Below are 18755 nucleotides of genomic sequence, written 5' to 3' on the forward strand. Positions count from 1 at the left end.
GTGAAAAGGGTTATATGCAGCTTCAATGAGGCTACATGCCAGCATGGATGCCGTGTACGCGGGGTCTCGTCTGTCATCATCCGGGCAATGCTCGTCTCAGGGAAAAAAGCATGTCGTGTGTGCTTAGAGCCATAGCTTTACTGGGATTTCTGCTGACGGCTCAGGCCAATGCGGAGGAAAAATTGCGATTGGTGGCCGATTCCTGGCCCCCGTTTACAGAAGCTTCATTACTCAACAACGGTCTGGCCACTGATCTGGTCAGTACTGCACTGCAACGTGCCGGATACAGCACCGACTATGCGCAGGTACCTTGGGCGCGAGCGCTGCTCGGGGTCGAAGAAGGTCGTTACGATGTGCTGATCAACGCGTGGTTCAGCGATGAACGTACACTTATCGGTCAATTTTCCGAAGAGTATCTGCTCAACCGTGTGCGTTTCCTCAAGCGCAGCCGGTCCAGCGTTCAGTTTCAGGATTTGAGTCAGCTCTACGAACGGCCGATTGCGGTGGTGCGTGGGTACAGCTATTCCAGCGAATTTGATAACGACAAGTTGCTGGAGAAAGTGCCTGTGAGCAATTTCTCCATGGCGCTGCGCATGGTCGCGGCGGGGCGGGTGGACCTCGCGGTAGAGGATGAATTCGTCGCCCGCTTTTATCTGGCGGCGGAGCCCAAGAACGTTCGCGACAAGCTTGAGTTCCTGTCTAAATCATTGAGCGAAAACAGCCTGCATATTCTGGTCAGCCTCAAGAATCCGGGGCATCAGGGCATTGTTGAAGCTTTCAACCGGGAAATTGCCGCCATGAAAGCTGACGGCAGTTACGCGGCAATCTTCAAGCGACACGGTCTGTAGCAACAGGCTCTGGCGCCTTGATCAAGTGCGCCGCCAAGGTTCGCAGCGGCCCCAGTTGACGGCAGATCAATGCCAGTTGGGTCTGTACCAGACGCTGACTTTCATCGAGTTCATCGGGCATTTGCTCAAGCTCAGCGGCCAGCGCCTCTTCAGCGTCGCTGTGGATCGCCACCGGCTGCTTCTCGGCGAGGCCTTGGGCGATTTCATCAATACTGGCCGCCAGCGTCGTGCCCGCGCCATTAATCAGCTGCTCGTGGACCTCTGCCGGTAGCTGCGTTTCGCGGTGCGCGCCCAGGCCTGACAGATAACTGAGCAAGGTGTGCGAGAGCACCAGAAAGCGGAAACCAACGTCCGCTTCCTTACGGAAATGGCCAGGCTCCATCAGCATGTTGGCCAGCGTAGTGGACAGCGCTGCATCGGCGTTGTGAGCGTTACGCCGCGCCAGGCGATAAGCCAGGTCGTCGCTCTTGCCCTTGGCGTATTGCTGCATGATCTGGCGCAGGTAGATGCTGTTGCAGGTGAGGGTATTGGCCAGCACCTTGTTCAAACGTCGTCCTTGCCAGTCCGGCAGGAACAGGAACACTGCAAGCCCTGCAATCAGGCTCCCCAGCAGGGTATCGAATAGACGTGGCAGGAACAGGCCGTACCCGTCGCCGACCTGATTGAAGCAGAACAACACCATGATGGTGATGGCTGCAGTCGAGAGTGTGTAGCGGGTGGTGCGATTGACGAAGAACACCACACCCGCCAGCACCGCACACATCGATTGCAGGATCGGGCTGGTGACCAGATCAAACAGTGCCCAGCCGATGGTCAGGCCGATGGCTGTGCCAATGATCCGCTGGCCCAGCTTGCGACGCGTTGCGCCGTAACTGGGCTGGCAAACGAATACCGTGGTGAGGATGATCCAGTAGCCTTGCGACGGGTGAATCAAATGCACCATCGCATAGCCGACCACCAGCGCCAGCGGCAGGCGCAAGGCGTGGCGGAACAGCAACGAGGTCGGGGTCATTTGCAGGCGCAGGCGCGTCCATGCGTCCTTGAGGGTACGTGGCGAGCGGTCCAGCAGCGAGCTGTCAGTGGCATCGGCCACGGCATCGGGGTTGCTGGCATCGCTGAGCAGCCGGTCCAGGGTTTCCAGGTTATTGGCCAATGCGCGCAGGGAGCGCAGCAGGCCGCGCCACGCCGGGTTGCTCTGGATGCGCAGGTGCTCCAGCGAGGCGCGTAGGTCTTCCATGGCATAGGCAAAGCTGTCGTTGTAAACGAACGGCTGGCGCAGCTGGATCGACTCGGACAATGCCTGGCAGGCCGAGCCTTGCTGGCGCAGCAGGCGTTGGCAGCGGAACAGCACATCGCTGTGGAAGAACGCTTCGGCCAGTGAGTTGTAAGGGTAGTGCGATGAACTGGCGCGCTCGTGGATGTCCTGCGCGATGAAGTACAGCTTCAGGTAGCGGCTGACTTTCGAGCCGGGCCGACCGTTGCCGACCCTGTGCAGAATGATTTCCTTGGTGGCGTTCAAGGCCGCGACGACCCGGCCATTTTGCTGGGCTAACTCCAGACGACGTGCTTCGACGTCCAGTTGGCGAATCGGCTCGAACAGGCTCGATTTCAACTTCAGGTACTGACCCAGTTCGCGAAACAGGCGCGCCAGTGCCTGTTGCACTGGCTGGTTGGAAAACAGCATTTGCCACAACACTGACAGCAAGCCGTACCACGCCGCGCCCGCCACCAGCAGCATCGGTTCGTGCCAGAAGTCCAGCACTTCGCCGCCACGCTGATCGACGCCGATCATGGTGTAAACGGAGAGAATCAAGGTGCCGTAGGCAATCGCGCTATAGCGCTCGCCCAGCGCGCCGAGCATGGTCAGCGCAAAACTGGCAATCGCCAGTGATATGGCAAAGATCCACGGATACGGAAACAGCAACTCCACGGCCATGGCGGCGACGCTGAAACACACCAGCGTCACCGCGAGTGCATTGAGGCGGCCTTGCCAGCTGTCATCGGTCTCGGCCAGGGCGCAGGCGATAATTCCCAGGAACAGCGGGATCAGCAAGCCCATCTCATTCTGGTACCAGCACAGCGCCATGCTGCCGGTCAGCGCAATGAAGACTCGAACGCTATAACTGAACTTATCCAGCGCCCACAGACGGCGGAAGGTATGACGAAGAGATTTCGATGCCATAAAGGAGCTGTTTCACGATTGATCAATGCTGAAGTGGATATGTACAGGCCTGAGCCGCATCTGTACATCCGGTTGGCGAGATTTATTCTGTGGGGCCGGATGCAGAGGTTAAAAACTGTGGGAGCTGAGCTTGCTCGCGATAAGGCTGGACGCGATCTAAAGTGAATTGCCTCCAGCCTTATCGCGAGCAAGCTCAGCTCCCACAAGGATTAAATCGCACTCCAGTCATTAAACAAACTGCGCAGCCGCATACCCTGACGCCCAGGCCCACTGGAAGTTGAAGCCGCCCAGATGCCCGCTGACGTCCAGCACCTCACCGATAAAATACAGCCCCGGTGATTTCAGGGATTCCATCGTCTTGGAAGACACTTCGCGTGTATCGATACCCCCCAGAGTGACTTCGGCGGTGCGGTAACCTTCCGTGCCTGCCGGTACGACCTGCCACGAGGCCAGCTTTGTGGCGATGTCCGCCAACTCGGCGTGGGTGTACTGCTTCATAGGCTTGGACACGAACCACTGCTCGGCAATCAGGTTGGCCATCTTCTTGGTGAAGATTTCCCCCAGCAGGGTTTTCAGTTCACTGTTGGGCCGCTCGGCTTGTTGCTCTGCCAGCCAGTCAGCAGCGTCGTGATCAGGCAGCAGGTTGATTTCCACCGCGTCGCCGGGATGCCAGAACGAGGAAATCTGCAAAATCGCCGGGCCACTGAGGCCGCGGTGGGTGAACAGGATGTTTTCGCGAAAGCTCGTGTCGTTGCAGCTGACCAGACAATCCATCGACGTGCCGGACAGCTCTGTGCACAATTCTTTGAGCTGGTCGGTGATGGTGAACGGTACCAGCCCGGCGCGGGTTGGCAGCAAGGTATGACCGAACTGTTTGCCGACCTGATAACCAAAACCGGTCGCGCCCAGGGTGGGGATCGATAAACCACCGGTAGCGATCACCAGCGATTCACAGCTGATGTTGCCCAGCGTTGTGGTCAGGCTGTAACCGCTTTCGGTTTTCTCGATCTGCTGCACGGAAGTGTCCATGTGCAGGCTGGCACCGGCTTGCTTGCATTCGTCGAGGAGCATTTCGAGGATGTCGCTGGACTTGTTATCGCAGAACAACTGCCCGAGCTTTTTCTCGTGGTACGGCACGCCGTGTTTGCCCACCAGACCGATGAAATCCCACTGGGTGTAACGCGCCAGCGCCGACTTGCAGAAGTGCGGGTTCTGCGAGAGGAAGTTGCTCGGCTCGGTGTACATATTGGTGAAATTGCAACGCCCGCCACCGGACATGAGGATCTTCTTGCCGGGCTTGTTGGCGTGATCGATCAGCATCACTTTGCGGCCACGGCCAGCAGCGGTCAGCGCGCACATCAAACCTGCGGCGCCAGCGCCAATGATCACAACGTCAGTAACGGGCAAAGCGATTTCCTCGGGGTGTGATGTTTTATGTGGGAGCAGAGCTTGCTCGCGATAAGGCTGGACGCGATCTAAAGTGAATTGCGTCCAGCCTTATCGCGAGCAAGCTCTGCTCCCACAGGTCCTGCATTTGGCTTTAGATCTTACAAAATCCGCACGCGCAGCGATTTGCCTTTGATCTTGCCGTTGTTCAAGCGCTCAAGCGCCTGTTTGGCGACGCCGCGTTCAACTGCTACATAAGCCTGGAAATCGAAGATCGCGATCTTGCCCACCTGTGCGCCAGGAATACCGGCTTCGCCCGTCAGCGCGCCGAGAATGTCTCCTGGACGCAGCTTGTCTTTACGGCCCGAACCGATGCACAGCGTGCTCATGGTCGGGATCAGTTGCGAGCCGCCAGCGTTCTTCAGGCTGTCGAGCTGTTCCCAGCGCAGCGAAGCTTTCTGGATTTCTTCGATGGCGCGGGCGCGCTGGCTTTCCGATGGGGCGACAAGGCTGACTGCAACACCTTTTTCACCCGCACGACCGGTACGGCCGACGCGGTGAATGTGCATCTCCGAATCACGGGCCAGCTCGACGTTGATCACCATGTCCAGCGCATCGATGTCCAGACCACGGGCTGCAACGTCAGTCGCAACCAGTACCGACGTACTGCGGTTGGCGAACATCGCGAGCACTTGATCACGGTCGCGCTGTTCGAGATCACCATGCAGACCCACGGCGGAAATGCCTTTGGCGGTAAGGTGATCGACCACTTCCTGACACTGCTGCTTGGTGAAGCAGAACGCTACGCAGGATTGCGGACGGAAATGACCGAGGACTTTCACGACGGCGTCGAGACGATCTTCCGGGGAAATCTCGTAGAAAATCTGTTCGATCTGGCTGTCGGCGTGCAGCGCTTCGACCTTGACGGTCTGCGGGTCGCGCATGAACTTGGACGACAGCTGTTTGATGCCCACTGGGTAAGTGGCGGAGAACAGCAGGGTCTGACGCTTTTTCGGCGTCTGCTCGATGATGTCGGCGATGGCGTCGTAGAAGCCCATGTCCAGCATGCGGTCGGCTTCGTCGAGGATCAGCGTGTTCAAGCCATCAAGCACCAGCGAGCCTTTGCGCAGGTGCTGCTGAATGCGGCCCGGAGTACCCACGATGATGTGCGCGCCATGTTCCAGCGAGCCGATCTGTGGGCCGAACGACACGCCGCCACACAGGGTCAGGACCTTGATGTTGTCTTCCGAACGGGCCAGGCGACGAATTTCTTTGGCGACCTGGTCAGCCAATTCGCGGGTCGGGCACAGCACCAGCGCCTGACAGCCGAAGTAGCGCGGGTTGATCGGGTTGAGCAGGCCGATACCAAACGCAGCGGTCTTGCCGCTCCCGGTTTTGGCCTGAGCGATGAGGTCCATTCCTTTGAGAATCACCGGCAGGCTTTGCGCCTGAATCGGCGTCATCTCGGCATAACCAAGGGACTCCAGGTTAGCCAACATGGCGGCGGACAGGGGCAAAGTATTGAAAGCGGTGTTAGTCACGGTATGGGCCTGCAAAACAAAATGTCGCGCAGTGTATCAGGTCACAGGGCCATCAGGCGCGCTCCCGCCGGGTGGCAGTAATGCATTCCCTGGTAGGAGCGAACTTGTTCGCGAGGGATGGATCGGCTTACGCAGGGCAGACGTCTCGCGAACAAGTTCGCTCCTACCGGTCAGGTGGCGCCTTGGCTTTAGCTTCACGCGGCGGCAACTGCAGGAAGATCCCCGCCGCCAGCATCGCCATCACCCCCACGGTCAGGAAGGTCAGCTGGAAGGCGCCCAGCACGCTGCTCACTTCGCCGGTCGACACCTGTTCGGTAAAGCCGCCCAGCAAGGCTGCCGCACACGCCACGCCGAAGCTCAGGGACAACTGCGCCACTACCGACAGCAGGCTGTTGCCGCTGGCGGCGCTGGCGTCGTCCAGATCGATCAGGGTGACAGTGTTCATTGCGGTGAACTGCAACGAGTTCACCGCTCCCAGCAGACCCAGATGCACCAGCAGTACCCAGTAAGGTGTTTGCGCATCCACTAGAGCAATACTCGACAGCAGAATACCGAGCATCAGCGTGTTGCCAGTGAGGATGATGCGATAACCCAGCCGCTCGATCAGCCAGCGCGCCACCGACTTGGCGAACATCGCTGCAGCCGCCAAAGGCAGCATGCTCATGCCCGCTTGTGACGGTGAATAACCCAGCGCCACCTGGAGCAGCAAGGGCATGAGGAAGGGCAAGGCACCACTGCCGAGACGGGCAAACAGGTTGCCGAGAATGCCTACCGCGAAAGTACGGGTGCGGAACAGTGAAGGTGCGAACAGTGGCGACTCAACGTGCCCGGCCCGCAGCCAATAGGCTGCCAGACAACCAAAGCCTGCGAACAACAACAGCACCACGCGTAGATGCGGCAAGTGCAATTCACCGAGGCCTTCCAGGGCTATCGTGATCAACACCATCGACGCGCCAAACAGCGCGAAGCCTATGCCGTCGAATTTTGTACGGCCGCCGCCTTGCAGGTCAGGGATGAAGTGATGCACCGCCCAGCAGCCGAGGATGCCTACCGGAATGTTGATCAGGAAGATCCAGTGCCAGCTCAGGTATTCCACCATCCAGCCGCCCAGGCTCGGACCCATTAAGGGACCCAGCAGGCCGGGCAGGGTGATGAAGCTCATGATCCGCACCAACTCCGAGCGTGGATAGGCGCGCAGTACGATCAATCGCCCGATGGGTAGCATCAATGCGCCGCCTAAACCCTGAACAATCCGTGCGCCAACCAGCATGCTCAGTGAGTTGGAAACGGCGCACAGCAGCGAGCCAAAACTGAACAGCAGGATCGCGCTGAAGAAAATCTGTTTGATGCCAAACCGGTCTGCGATCCAGCCGGAAGCGGGGATCAACAGGGCGATGGTCAGCATGTAGGCGATGACCACCGATTGCATACGCAACGGATCTTCCGCCAGCGAGCGCGCCATGGAAGGCAGCGCGGTATTGAGAATCGTGCCGTCCAGGCTTTGCATGAAGAACGCGATAGCGACTACCCAAGGCAGCCAGCGAAGGGTTTTTTCATCCAGAAGCGGTGTGGTGGTCGGCATGTGGGTCCTCTGTTGTCGGAAACGATCCTGAGGCTGATCGATATCCTGTGGGAGCTGGGCTTGCCCGCGATGGGGTTGGACGCGATATACCTGATATCTGCAGTGTCCTTATCGCGAGCAAGCTCTGCTCCCACAAAAGCCTCATTTCACAGTGATTTTTCAGCGGCCTTTAAAGCGTCAACGTCAACTTGCTGATTAACGCACCGGGCAGCTGACTGGACGCTGTCTGGCGCTCACTATAGGTACTCGTGGACAGAATCAGTTCCCGCTCTTTGGTCAAATCTTCCAGTGCGCTGCCCAGCAGGCTGTACGCGCTGTCATCGAAACGCATGGTGCTAACCGGGGCCTGGATCTTGCCGTCTTCAACCCAGAACGTCGCAAAGCGCGTCATGCCGGTCAGACGCGCGGCGGGCTGGTCGGAGTAGTTCAGGTACCACAGATTGCCGATGTACAGCCCGGTGCCGATCTTCTCCAGAATCTGCTCCAGTTCCAGATTACCCGCCGCCATACTCAATGAGTTCGGCGCTTCCCAAGGCTCCGCGCCATTGGCCGTTAAACCGTACTCGGCGGCGCTGGCAGAACCCACCAATTGCTCGCGGCCTCTGCCACCCGCGATCAACGCCAGATCCCGACGTGGATAACCCTCACCGGAAAAGGCTGGCGACAGCGAACCGCTGACCTGCTCGTCGAGGCTCACCAGCGGGCTGAACTGAGCATCGCCGCTGTACAGCCGTTGCAATGGACTGGTCTTGTTCGCCAATGATTGGGCCGAAAAGCCGCCCCAACACAGCATGCCGATAATTTCATCCATCGCCGCAGGAGCCAGATAGGCACGGTATTGACCCGGTGCCAGGGTTTTCAGCGGCTTGCCGAGAAACTCCAACTGTTGGCGAGCCAGCTCGAAACGACGCGCGAAACCTTCGTCGCTCCAGTCGTGCCCGGCATAGTTGGCTTTGACCGCCTGACCGCTCTCGTGAAACAGGCTCCAGTCGAAATTGAAGCTGTTCGCCTCATGCCAGCCAAACGCGCCCCACGAACTGGCGAAACCGCGGTATAGAGGCCCGGCAGCATAGAAGCCGACCAGATCAAGCCCTTCGCCGAGTCGTGCGATGTGTTCGACCACATGTTCGCTGTCCGGCAACGGCAAGTCTTGAACATTTGTGTTCTGCCAGGCCTCGGTGTTGGGCTTCAGGTAAGGATCTTTCGGCAACAGCGCTACCGTTTCACGCAGTTGCTGCAAGGCGTCGCTCAAACGCTGACGATCCAGCTCGCCATCGCCGCTGAGGGTCAGTTGCAAGTCGGCGTGGCGCTCGTCGTCGATCAGTTTGAGGGTCACGCTGGCCTGCTGCACATTGCCGACCTGACGCACCTTGGCGTGATTGAAGCGAATGAAATCCGACTCTTCCGCGCTGTAGGCGAGGGTGAAATGTTCTGGATCGCTGATGGCGTTGTTGAGCGCTGCGACCAGTGCCTGAAACTGCTGTTGATGCGACATCAGGCATCCCCTCCGAATACATCGACTTGCTTGAATACGCAGGCGGGTGAGGCGTGGCCGACGCGTACCACTTGATTGGGTTCGCCTTTGCCGCAGTTGGGCGTGCCCAACACCTTGAAGGTGCTGGCGTCGCCCACGGCGCTGAGGTTTTTCCAGAACTGCGCGGAAATCGCCCGGTAATTCGGGTTCTTCACCACGCCTTTGAGTTCGCCATTCTCGATCAACTGGCCCCACTCGCAGCCGAACTGGAATTTGTTGCGCGCATCGTCGATGGACCACGAGCGGTTGGTGGACATCAGCACGCCGTGTTCGATGTTGCCGATCAACTGGTCGAGGGACTTATCCCCAGGCTCGATGTTGAGGTTGGCCATGCGATCGATCGGCGGACGATTCCAGTTGCACGCGCGGCTATTGGCGACGCCTGGCAAGTCAGCGCGGTATTGCGACAGCGCGCCGCCCAACGGTCTTTCCAGCACACCTTTGCGAATCAGAAACTGTTTGCTGGCGGGTGTGCCGTCATCGTCGTGGCTGTAGCTGGCCAGTTGCTCAGGAATGTCCGGATCGAAGGTCACGTTGAGCAACTCGGAACCGTATTGCAGGTGGCCGAAGTCACTGGCTTTGACGAAGCTGGTGCCAGCGTAGTTGCGCTCGTCACCCAAAATACGATCCAGCTCCAGCGGGTGGCCGATGGACTCATGGATTTGCAGGATCATTTGGTCTGGCGTCAATAGCAGGTCCCGAGGACCATTTGGCGTGTTGGGGGCCATGATCAGTTGCAAGGCTTGGTCGGCGACTTTGCTGGCCGCGCCCACCAGTCCGCAACTGGCGATGACTTCCGCGCCGCCTTGCTGGCCGAAGTTGTCCCGGCCCAGGCTGCGAGTCTGGCTGTCGCTGCCGTCGTAGGCGGTGACGGTCATGCCCGGATAGACAAAGCGCTGCGCCCGACGAATCTGTGCGCCTGCATTATTCAGATAAATCTGCTCGACGTTTTCCAGGCCGAGCGTGACTTGCCAGTTCACCAGTCGCTCGTCTTTGGGCACGGCGCTGGATTCGCTGAGCAACAGCTGGAGGCAATCGCTCAAGGGCGGGAAGGCGTCCTGCAAATGTGGCGACAGGTAGTCAGCCTGCGCGGTCGCAACAGGTTGATCGCTGAGGTTCAGCAGTGCGTAAGGTGCGAGCCTGAGGGCGTGGGCTTCGGCCTGTTCCAGCGCGGCTTGCAGACCCCGTTGGGAAATGTCCCGGGTTGCTGCGTAAGCTTCGACGCCATTGAGGCGCACGGTCAGCATCGCGCCTTCGTCAGTGCTCAAGTGCGGCGGTTCAGCGACGTTCTTGCGCACGCAAAGATGCTGGCTGGTTTGACGGACATAACGCAGGGAGAAGAACTGGGCACGGCTCTGCAAGGCGGAAAACCGCTGCTGGAGCTGAGCGGAAAAATCGAACATGCAGCGTCATCCTTGTTCGGGTGAGGCGGGGGATTCGGCGTTGCCTGGTCTGGCGTCTTCGCGAATGAATTCGCTCCCACAGGTGGATCGCATTTCAATGTGGGAGCGAATTCATTCGCGACGGGCGCGACGCGGCGTAGAGCTGAACGATGGCGCTAGATTAGGCCTGTGGCCATGTCGGGATCAAGCGCGGGGAAGGGAGAGGTTGTGGGAGCTGAGCTTGCTCGCGATAAGGCTGACGCGGTTCACACTTCAGATCGCGGCGTTCTTATCGCGGGCAAGCCCGGCTCCCACAGGTTCCATGTCATCCAGTGGGCTCGGCTACGGTGTCACCGAGTTTCAAGGGGAGACTTCGAGCCCTCCCACAGGTTTTGCATTTCAAGTCTCACTGCGCGGTACGGCTCACTTCCCGCACTGGCTTGCCACGTGCTGGCTTGTCACCCGCCACGAAGTAATCAGCAGTGCTGCGAGCCAGAGGCGCGCGGCCGCGGATCTTGTCGGCGATTTTCTCGGCGATCATGATAGTCGGTGCGTTCAGGTTGCCGGTGGTAATCAGCGGCATGATCGACGCATCGACTACACGCAGGCTCTGCATGCCGTGCACGCGACCCTCACCGTCGACTACAGCCATTTCATCGGTGCCCATCTTGCACGAGCAGGATGGGTGGTAAGCCGTCTCGGCATGTTCACGAATGAAGGTGTCGAGGTCTTCATCTGACTGAACTTCAATGCCAGGGCTGATTTCACGGCCACGGTACTGGTCCAGCGCAGGCTGCTGCATGATTTCACGGGTCAGGCGAATGCCGTCGCGGAATTCCTGCCAGTCCTGCTCGCTCGCCATGTAGTTGAACAGGATGCTCGGGTAGTCACGCGGGTTCTTCGATTTGACCTGCACACGACCACGGCTTGGCGAACGCATGGAGCCCACGTGAGCCTGGAACCCATGCTCCTTCACGCCCTTGGTACCGTTGTAATTAATCGCTACCGGCAGGAAGTGGTACTGAATATTCGGCCATTCGAATTCTTCGCTGGAACGGATGAAACCGCCCGCTTCAAACTGGTTGCTGGCGCCGATGCCCGTGCCCAGGAACATCCACTCTGCACCGATGGCAGGCTGGTTCCACCACAGCAGCGACGGGTACAGCGACACCGGTTGAGTGCAGGAATATTGCAGGTACATCTCCAGGTGGTCCTGAAGGTTCTGGCCGACACCTGGCAGGTCATGAACCACAGGAATATCCAGCGCGTTCAGAACTTCAGCCGGGCCTACACCGGAGCGCTGCAGAATCTGCGGCGAGGCAATCGCGCCGCTGCACAGCAAGACTTCTTTACGCGCTTTGGCTTCGATGCGCGCATCGCTGTCGCCGACCAGATAGCTCACGCCCACGGCTTTTTTGCCGTCGAACAGGATTCGATCAGTCAGCGCGTGAGTAACGATGGTCAGGGTATCGCGCTTTTTGGCTTCATCCAGATAACCGCGAGCGGTGCTGGCACGACGGCCTTTGGGCGTCACAGTGCGGTCCATAGGACCAAAGCCTTCTTGCTGATAACCGTTGAGGTCATCGGTGCGCGGGTAACCGGCTTGCACACCGGCTTCGACCATGGCGTGGAACAGCGGGTTGTTACCGGCTTTTGGCGTGGTCACGCTGACCGGACCGTCGCCGCCATGGTAGTCGTTGGCGCCGATGTCACGGGTTTCTGCCTTGCGGAAATACGGCAGGCAATCGGCGTAGGTCCAGTCTTCCAGGCCAGGGTTCTTCGCCCAGCCGTCGTAGTCCATCGCGTTACCGCGGATGTAGCACATGCCGTTGATCAGCGAAGAGCCGCCGAGGCCTTTGCCGCGACCGCACTCCATACGGCGACCGCCCATGTGTGGCTCTGGGTCGGTTTCGTAGGCCCAGTTGTAGCGACGGCCTTGCAGCGGGAATGCCAGCGCCGCAGGCATTTGTGTACGAAAATCCAGACGATAGTCCGGGCCGCCAGCTTCCAGCAGCAGAACGGTGACGCCTGCGTCTTCGGTGAGACGGGCTGCCAAGGTGTTACCGGCCGAACCTGCGCCGATGATGATGTAATCGAATTCCTGGGACATTACTGCACCCTCTTTAAAGAAATGGGGAGGTCACGCTGTCCCGGTAGGAGCGAACTTGTTCGCGAGGAGGTATGCCGGACACACCGCATCGCCTGCCTCGCGAACAAGTTCGCTCCTACCGGGATTTCGGTCGTTTCTTAGAACACCGAAGCGTAATCGCCCAACTCAACCTGAACGGCCTTGATCCGCGTGTACTGCGCCAGCGAACTGATGCCGTTTTCGCGACCTACGCCTGATTGCTTGTAGCCGCCGACCGGCATTTTCGCGTCGGACTCGCCCCAGGCGTTGATCCAGCAGATACCCGCCTCAAGCTGGTGAATCACACGATGCGCGCGGTTCAGGTCTTTGGTGACGATGCCCGCCGCCAAGCCGAAATCAGTGTCGTTGGCGCGGCGGATGACTTCTTCTTCAGTGTCGTAACCGAGGATGCTCATCACCGGGCCGAAGATTTCTTCCTGGACGATTTTCATGTCGTCAGTGCAATCAGTGAAAACCGTTGGCGCGACATAAGCGCCCTTGGCCAGTTCACCTTCGGTCAGTCGCTCGCCACCGGCCAGCAGGCGTGCGCCTTGCTCTTTGCCGGAAGCGATGTAGCCCAGTACGTTTTCCATGTGGGCGAAGCTGACCAGCGGGCCGAAATTGATATTTTCGTCTTCCGGGTCGCCGACACGGATGCGCTTAACGCGCTCCAGGATTTTTGCTTCAAACGCGCTCTTCAACGCATTAGGTACAAACACGCGTGTGCCGTTGGTGCAGACCTGGCCGGAGCTGTAGAAGTTGGCCATCATCGCAACGTCGGCGGCGCGATCCAGATCGGCGTCGTCGAAGATGATCAGCGGCGATTTGCCGCCCAGCTCCATGGTGACTTCTTTCAGGGACGAACCCGAAGCGCTGGCCATGACTTTCTTGCCGGTTTGCACGCCGCCGGTAAACGAGATCTTCTCGATGCGCGGGTGCTCGGTCAGCCAGCTGCCCACTTCAGCGCCGGTACCCGGCAGCACGTTGAACACGCCGTCCGGTACGCCTGCTTCGGTGTAGATTTCAGCCAGCTTCAAGGTGGTCAGCGAAGTGACTTCGCTCGGCTTGAAGATCATCGCGTTACCGGCAGCCAGCGCCGGAGCGGACTTCCACAACGCGATCTGGATCGGGTAGTTCCACGCGCCGATACCGGCGACCACACCCAGCGGCTCGCGGCGGGTGTAAACGAACGAGGAGGTGCGTAGCGGGATCTGCTCGCCTTCGATGGCGGGTACCAGGCCTGCGTAGTATTCCAGTACGTCTGCACCGGTCACGATGTCGACGTATTTTGTTTCGGAAAAGGCTTTCCCGGTGTCCAGGGTTTCCAGTGCGGCCAGTTCATCGTTGCGTTCGCGCAGGATGTCCACGGCACGGCGCAGGATGCGTGAGCGCTCCATGGCGGTCATTTCGGCCCAGATTTTCTGGCCTTTCTCGGCGCTGACCACGGCGCGTTCAACGTCCTCTTTGGAGGCACGCTGGACTTGAGCCAACAGCTCACCGTTGGCAGGGTTGATAGCGTCGAAAGTCGCATTGCTGGTGGCGTCGACGTAACCGCCGTCGATGTAGAGTTTTTGCTGTTCGAAACGGGCCATAAAGTCCTCGCAAATTCAGAGTGGCTGGCGATGACTGACGTCAGGTTGCCTTAGCGATTTGGGCAACTTTGGTGCGTAGTCGTTCGGTGCTCGCCTCATCAAATGTGAAACGTTTCAGCTCACCGCTTTCGCCAGTTGGAAATCCATGTATTCGTAGGCGATTTGCAGCGCCTGATCGGTGTCGAACTCATCGCCCGACAGCGCGCCGCGTAGCCATAAACCGTCGATCAGTGCCGCAAGACCGCGGGCCGCGCTTCGCGCTTGCTCCGGTGCCAGTACGCGGCGGAACTGACAGCACAGGTTTGAATACAGACGGTGATCGTTGATCCGCTGCAGCCTGTGCAATGACGGGTGGTGCATGCTGGTGGCCCAGAAGGCCAGCCAGGTTTTCATTGCCGGGCCGTTGACCTGGCTGGCGTCGAAGTTGCCCTCGATGATCACTTGCAGATGCGCCCTTGGGCTGTCATCGATGAGGGCCTGACGACGTTCACGTACGGTCAGGATCAGGGCATTCATCAGGTGGCGCATGGTGGCTGCGATCAGGCCGTTCTTGTCCTGAAAGTAGTGGCTGATGATGCCGTTCGAGACGCCTGCCAGACGAGCAATCAGCGCAATGCTGGCGTCGCCCATGCCGACTTGATCGACCGCTGTAAGCGTGGCCTGGATCAACTGCTGACGGCGTATAGGTTGCATACCGACCTTGGGCATTCGCTAAATCTCCTGATTCGCCTGACTGATCGCTCTGCCCAAAAAGGCTCAGCCAGTCTAAAGATTTTTTATTGAACGTTCAATCAATAAAAAATGATGGGCGTGCGGAAAGCCTTGTAGATGCACATGTGTGGGCGATGAAATTCAGTTCCCTTGTGGGAGATTCTATGTTCGCCTGCTATGTGGGAGCAGAGCTTGCTCGCGATAAACGATAACGCGGTGTCTCTTAAAGCTGCGTCTCATGCATCGCGAGCAAGCTCTGCTCCCACAAGGGGCTGTGGTGTGCTTTTACCCTAGATTCTTGCCGAGCAGTGCGTGGTACAGCTCACTGTCGCCGAGAATCCCGACCACTTGATTGCCATCCTGCAGCACCAGCTTGTTACCGGTTTGATAACGAATCTGCAGGGCGTCGCGCATGCCGATATTGGAGTGCACCAGGGTCGGCTTGCGGTCCAGCGTGTCCATCGGCTGGCCCGGCGTCCAGTTTTGCAGGTCGAGTTGACCGGCACCCTGGCGTGCACCTTTGATGGTGTTGCCTTCGGCCAGATCGAGCCATGAGTCTGCACCCGGGTCCAGACACACCGAACCATTCACTTTGGTGCAGTTGTCCAGTGTGCGCATCAGGCTGCGGCCGCACAGCACGTTGAGCGGGTTAGTGTGTGCGACGAAGGTACGCACATACTCATCGGCGGGGTTGAGCACAATCTGTTCCGGCACGCTGTACTGCACGATGCGACCGTCTTTCATGATCGCAATCCGGCTGCCCAGCTTCAGCGCTTCGTCCAGGTCGTGGCTGACGAACACAATGGTTTTGTTCAGCTTGCTCTGCAGGTCCAGCAGTTCGTCTTGCAAGCCCTGGCGAATCAGCGGGTCGAGGGCCGAGAAGGGTTCGTCCATCAACAGAATGTCGGCGTCCATGGCCAGAGCCCGAGCCAGACCGACACGCTGCTGCATGCCGCCGGATAATTCGTCGGGCTTCTTGTTGCGCCACTGCGTCAGGCCCACCAGCTGCAGTTTTTCATCCACCAGCTTGCGGCGTTCCTTTTCCGGGCGGCCCTGCATTTCCAGACCAAAGCTGATGTTCTCGCGCACCGTCAGCCACGGCATCAGGGCGAACTTCTGGAACACCATGGCGATGCGTTTGGTGCGCATCAATTTCAGCTCTGCCGGTGTGCAGTTGGCGATGTTGATTTGTGAGCCTTCGTGCTCTACATAAAGCGCGCCGCGGCTCACGGTGTTGAGGCCGTTGATGCAGCGCAGCAGGCTGGACTTGCCCGAACCGGACAGGCCCATCAATACACAGATTTCACCTTTCTCGATGTCCAGACTGGCTTTTTCCACGCCGACGATCTGGCCGGTTTTCTTCAGGATCTGATCACGGGTCAAGCCTTCATCAAGCAGCTTGAGCGCTTCGCGAGGATCATTGGCAAAGATAACGTCGACGTTATCGAACTTGATAATGCTCATGCGTCAGCCCTCACTTTGGTTTCGGGTTGTTTGCAGATACGGTCGAGCATGATTGCCAGCAATACGATCGCCAGGCCTGCTTCGAAGCCTTGGGAAATGTCAGCAGTGTTCAATGCGTTGACCACGGGTTTGCCCAGGCCATCGGCGCCCACCAGTGCGGCAATCACCACCATCGACAACGACAGCATGATGCACTGGGTAATACCGGCAGCGATGCTCGGCATGGCGTAGGGCAGCTCGATTCGGGTCAGCAGTTGACGACGCGATGAGCCAAAGGCTTTACCGGCATCGAGCAATTCATGGGGAACATCACGGATACCCAGATACGTCAGCCGGATCGGCGCCGCAATGGCGAAGACCACCGTTGAAATCAGACCGGGCACCACGCCCAGGCCGAACAGCGTCAGGGTAGGGATCAGGTAAACGAAGGTCGGTACGGTTTGCATCAAGTCCAGCACCGGGCGCATCACGGTGTAGAACATCGGTTTGTGGGCGGCAACAATGCCCAGCGGCACACCGATGATGACGCAGACGAAGGTCGCGAACAGCACTTGTGCCAGGGTTTCCAGGGTTTGATCCCAGTAGCCCAGATTAAGGATCAGCAGAAACGACGCGACGACGAACGCAGTCAGGCCCCATTTGCGCTGGATGAAATGCGCGAGCAGAGCGATCAGGCCGATCAGCACGAAGGGGTTGAACCAAGTCAGCGCAAACGTCAGGCCGTGGATCATGGTTTCAAGCGATGACGCGATTGCATCGAAAGTGCTGGCGCCGTGTTGGGTCAGCCAGTCTACGAAGGCCGCGATGTACTCGCCTAAGGGAATTTTATGATCTGTCAGCATGGTATCGATTGTCCGCTTGCGGGAGAAAAGGGGGACAACAGGCGGGCGCACCCGCCTGCTTGTCTGCTTACTTCGTCAGCTTGGCTTTTGCTGCCTCCAGGCCAGGCTTGCCGTCGATGGTGGTGACGCCTGCCAGCCAGGTGTCGAGCACTTGCGGGTTGGCTTTCAGCCAGGCTTTGGCCGCAGCGTCAGGCTTTTGCTTGTCGTCCAGAACCTTGCCCATCAGCGTGCTTTCCATGTCTAGGGTGAACGACAGGTTTTTCAGCAGTTGGCCGACGTTGCTACATTCCTGTGCGTAGCCTTTACGCGTGTTGGTGAAGATGGTGGCCTGACCGAAGTTCGGGCCGAAGAAGTCATCGCCGCCGGTCAGGTACTGCATCTTGAAGCGAGTGTTCATCGGATGCGGTTCCCAGCCCAGGAACACCACATCGGATTTGCGACGTTGAGCGCGATCAACCTGAGAGAGCATGCCTGCTTCACTGGATTCAACGACTTTGAAACCGGCGTCTTTCAGGCCGAAAGCATTCTTGTCGATCATGCTCTGGATCAGGCGGTTACCGTCGTTACCAGGCTCGATACCGTAGATTTTGCCGTCCAGTTCTTTCTTGAACTTGGCAATGTCGGCGAAATCCTTCAGGCCCTTGTCGTAAAGTGCCTGAGGAACAGCCAAGGTGTATTTGGCGTTCTCCAGGTTGGCGCGAATGGTCTCGACGGTGCCTGCATCACGATAAGGCTTGATGTCGTTTTCCATGGTCGGCATCCAGTTGCCGAGGAAGACGTCCATGTTCTTGCCGTCGGCCAGAGACTTGTAAGTGACTGGCACGGAGATCATCGTGGTTTTGGTTTTGTAGCCGAGGGATTCAAGAACGGCGCTGGTGACGGCGGTGGTGACAGTGATGTCTGTCCAGCCGACATCCGAAAAGTTGACCGTGCTGCACTGCTCAGGCTCAGCGGCCTGTGCCAGCATCGGTAAGCCCAGCGCAACAGCCAGTAGCAACGATTTAGAACCTTTCATTAGCGGACTCCCTTGGTGTTTTTTTCTCGCTATCAGCTTCGCAAGCTGACGCGGTTGGTGTTTTTTTGGCTGAAGTACAAGGCGTTTGATCAAGGCTCTTCCACTGCGCTGGCGAACGAGTCGATACGGATCATGTAACAGCAAAAATCAAACGCCTACAGGGGGCGTCGTAACCAGTACACAGGGCGTCGTATCCAGTGTTGGTGACGTCGCTTACAGGTTTTTTCCATGCCGTAAGGTCTCTTTTGCCGCGCGAACGCGGCAAAAAACGGCATAAGTCATCGCTCCGGGACTCAGCGAATCACGGGCGACGTTGGTGGGGATGTGCGTGTCGTTACGGGATGCCACAGGCGTTGCAAAAGCCTGATGATGTGCGCATCCCGGCAGGTAACAGCAAGAGCGTAGCAGCCGCAGCAGCGTTTGCCGTTAGCCCTTGAACCACTCATCACGGTGGTTTTGGATGGTCATTTGGGTGTTATGTTCCCTGTCGGGTGGAGATTGGTCACGTCGTGGGACAGGCCCCAGCCGGGAAGAGGCCGTTACATCCG

General features: G+C 58.6%; 13 protein-coding genes. 1 reads left to right on the top strand and 12 read right to left on the bottom strand.

Features of this window, described 5'->3' with window-relative positions:
- Nucleotides 1-110 precede the first annotated feature (110 nt).
- The gene (locus ACYASS_RS21090) at nt 111-848 is read left to right on the top strand and encodes a substrate-binding periplasmic protein (protein ID WP_463587549.1); all 738 of its coding nucleotides are present in this window, start codon (nt 111-113) and stop codon (nt 846-848) included.
- Here ACYASS_RS21090 and yccS read toward each other — a convergent pair.
- The 12 genes from yccS to ACYASS_RS21150 form a co-directional block, all read right to left on the bottom strand.
- Nucleotides 829-3030 (bottom strand): YccS family putative transporter, encoded by a 2202-nt coding sequence (yccS, locus tag ACYASS_RS21095; protein WP_463587550.1) that lies wholly within the window; start codon nt 3028-3030, stop codon nt 829-831. The genes ACYASS_RS21090 and yccS overlap by 20 nt on opposite strands.
- Before the next feature lie 228 nt (nt 3031-3258).
- On the bottom strand, nt 3259-4437 hold the full coding sequence (locus tag ACYASS_RS21100) for a BaiN/RdsA family NAD(P)/FAD-dependent oxidoreductase (RefSeq protein ID WP_463587551.1): 1179 nt from the start codon (nt 4435-4437) through the stop codon (nt 3259-3261).
- A 140-nt stretch (nt 4438-4577) separates the two neighbouring features.
- A complete protein-coding gene (gene dbpA, locus ACYASS_RS21105) occupies nt 4578-5957 on the bottom strand; it encodes an ATP-dependent RNA helicase DbpA (RefSeq protein ID WP_463587552.1) in 1380 nt (459 codons plus the stop codon).
- 163 nt (nt 5958-6120) lie between these two features.
- Entirely contained in the window at nt 6121-7539 is a 1419-nt protein-coding gene (gene mdtD / locus ACYASS_RS21110; protein ID WP_463587553.1) for a multidrug transporter subunit MdtD, read from the bottom strand.
- Between the two features lie 169 nt (nt 7540-7708).
- Entirely contained in the window at nt 7709-9034 is a 1326-nt protein-coding gene (locus ACYASS_RS21115; RefSeq protein ID WP_463587554.1) for a TldD/PmbA family protein, read from the bottom strand.
- Nucleotides 9034-10476 (bottom strand): TldD/PmbA family protein, encoded by a 1443-nt coding sequence (locus ACYASS_RS21120; protein ID WP_463587555.1) that lies wholly within the window; start codon nt 10474-10476, stop codon nt 9034-9036. The genes ACYASS_RS21115 and ACYASS_RS21120 overlap by 1 nt, the downstream gene beginning before the upstream one ends.
- 385 nt (nt 10477-10861) lie before the next feature.
- Nucleotides 10862-12565: a choline dehydrogenase gene (gene betA / locus ACYASS_RS21125; RefSeq protein ID WP_463587556.1), complete on the bottom strand. Its 1704-nt coding sequence runs from the start codon at nt 12563-12565 to the stop codon at nt 10862-10864.
- A gap of 137 nt (nt 12566-12702) precedes the next feature.
- A complete protein-coding gene (gene betB, locus ACYASS_RS21130; RefSeq protein ID WP_463587557.1) occupies nt 12703-14175 on the bottom strand; it encodes a betaine-aldehyde dehydrogenase in 1473 nt (490 codons plus the stop codon).
- A 114-nt stretch (nt 14176-14289) separates the two neighbouring features.
- Nucleotides 14290-14883: a transcriptional regulator BetI gene (gene betI, locus ACYASS_RS21135; protein WP_463587558.1), complete on the bottom strand. Its 594-nt coding sequence runs from the start codon at nt 14881-14883 to the stop codon at nt 14290-14292.
- Nucleotides 14884-15171: 288 nt separating this feature from the next.
- Nucleotides 15172-16350 (bottom strand): choline ABC transporter ATP-binding protein, encoded by a 1179-nt coding sequence (choV, locus tag ACYASS_RS21140; RefSeq protein WP_243244305.1) that lies wholly within the window; start codon nt 16348-16350, stop codon nt 15172-15174.
- Nucleotides 16347-17192 carry a choline ABC transporter permease subunit gene (gene choW, locus ACYASS_RS21145; protein WP_095092419.1) on the bottom strand — a complete coding sequence of 282 codons (846 nt, stop codon included), beginning with the start codon at nt 17190-17192 and terminating at the stop codon, nt 16347-16349. Before choW ends, choV begins: the two co-directional genes overlap by 4 nt.
- 67 nt (nt 17193-17259) lie before the next feature.
- Nucleotides 17260-18207 (bottom strand): choline ABC transporter substrate-binding protein, encoded by a 948-nt coding sequence (locus tag ACYASS_RS21150; RefSeq protein WP_122664217.1) that lies wholly within the window; start codon nt 18205-18207, stop codon nt 17260-17262.
- Nucleotides 18208-18755: the final 548 nt, after the last annotated feature.

It is taken from the genome of Pseudomonas sp. HP_14, assembly GCF_055283875.1.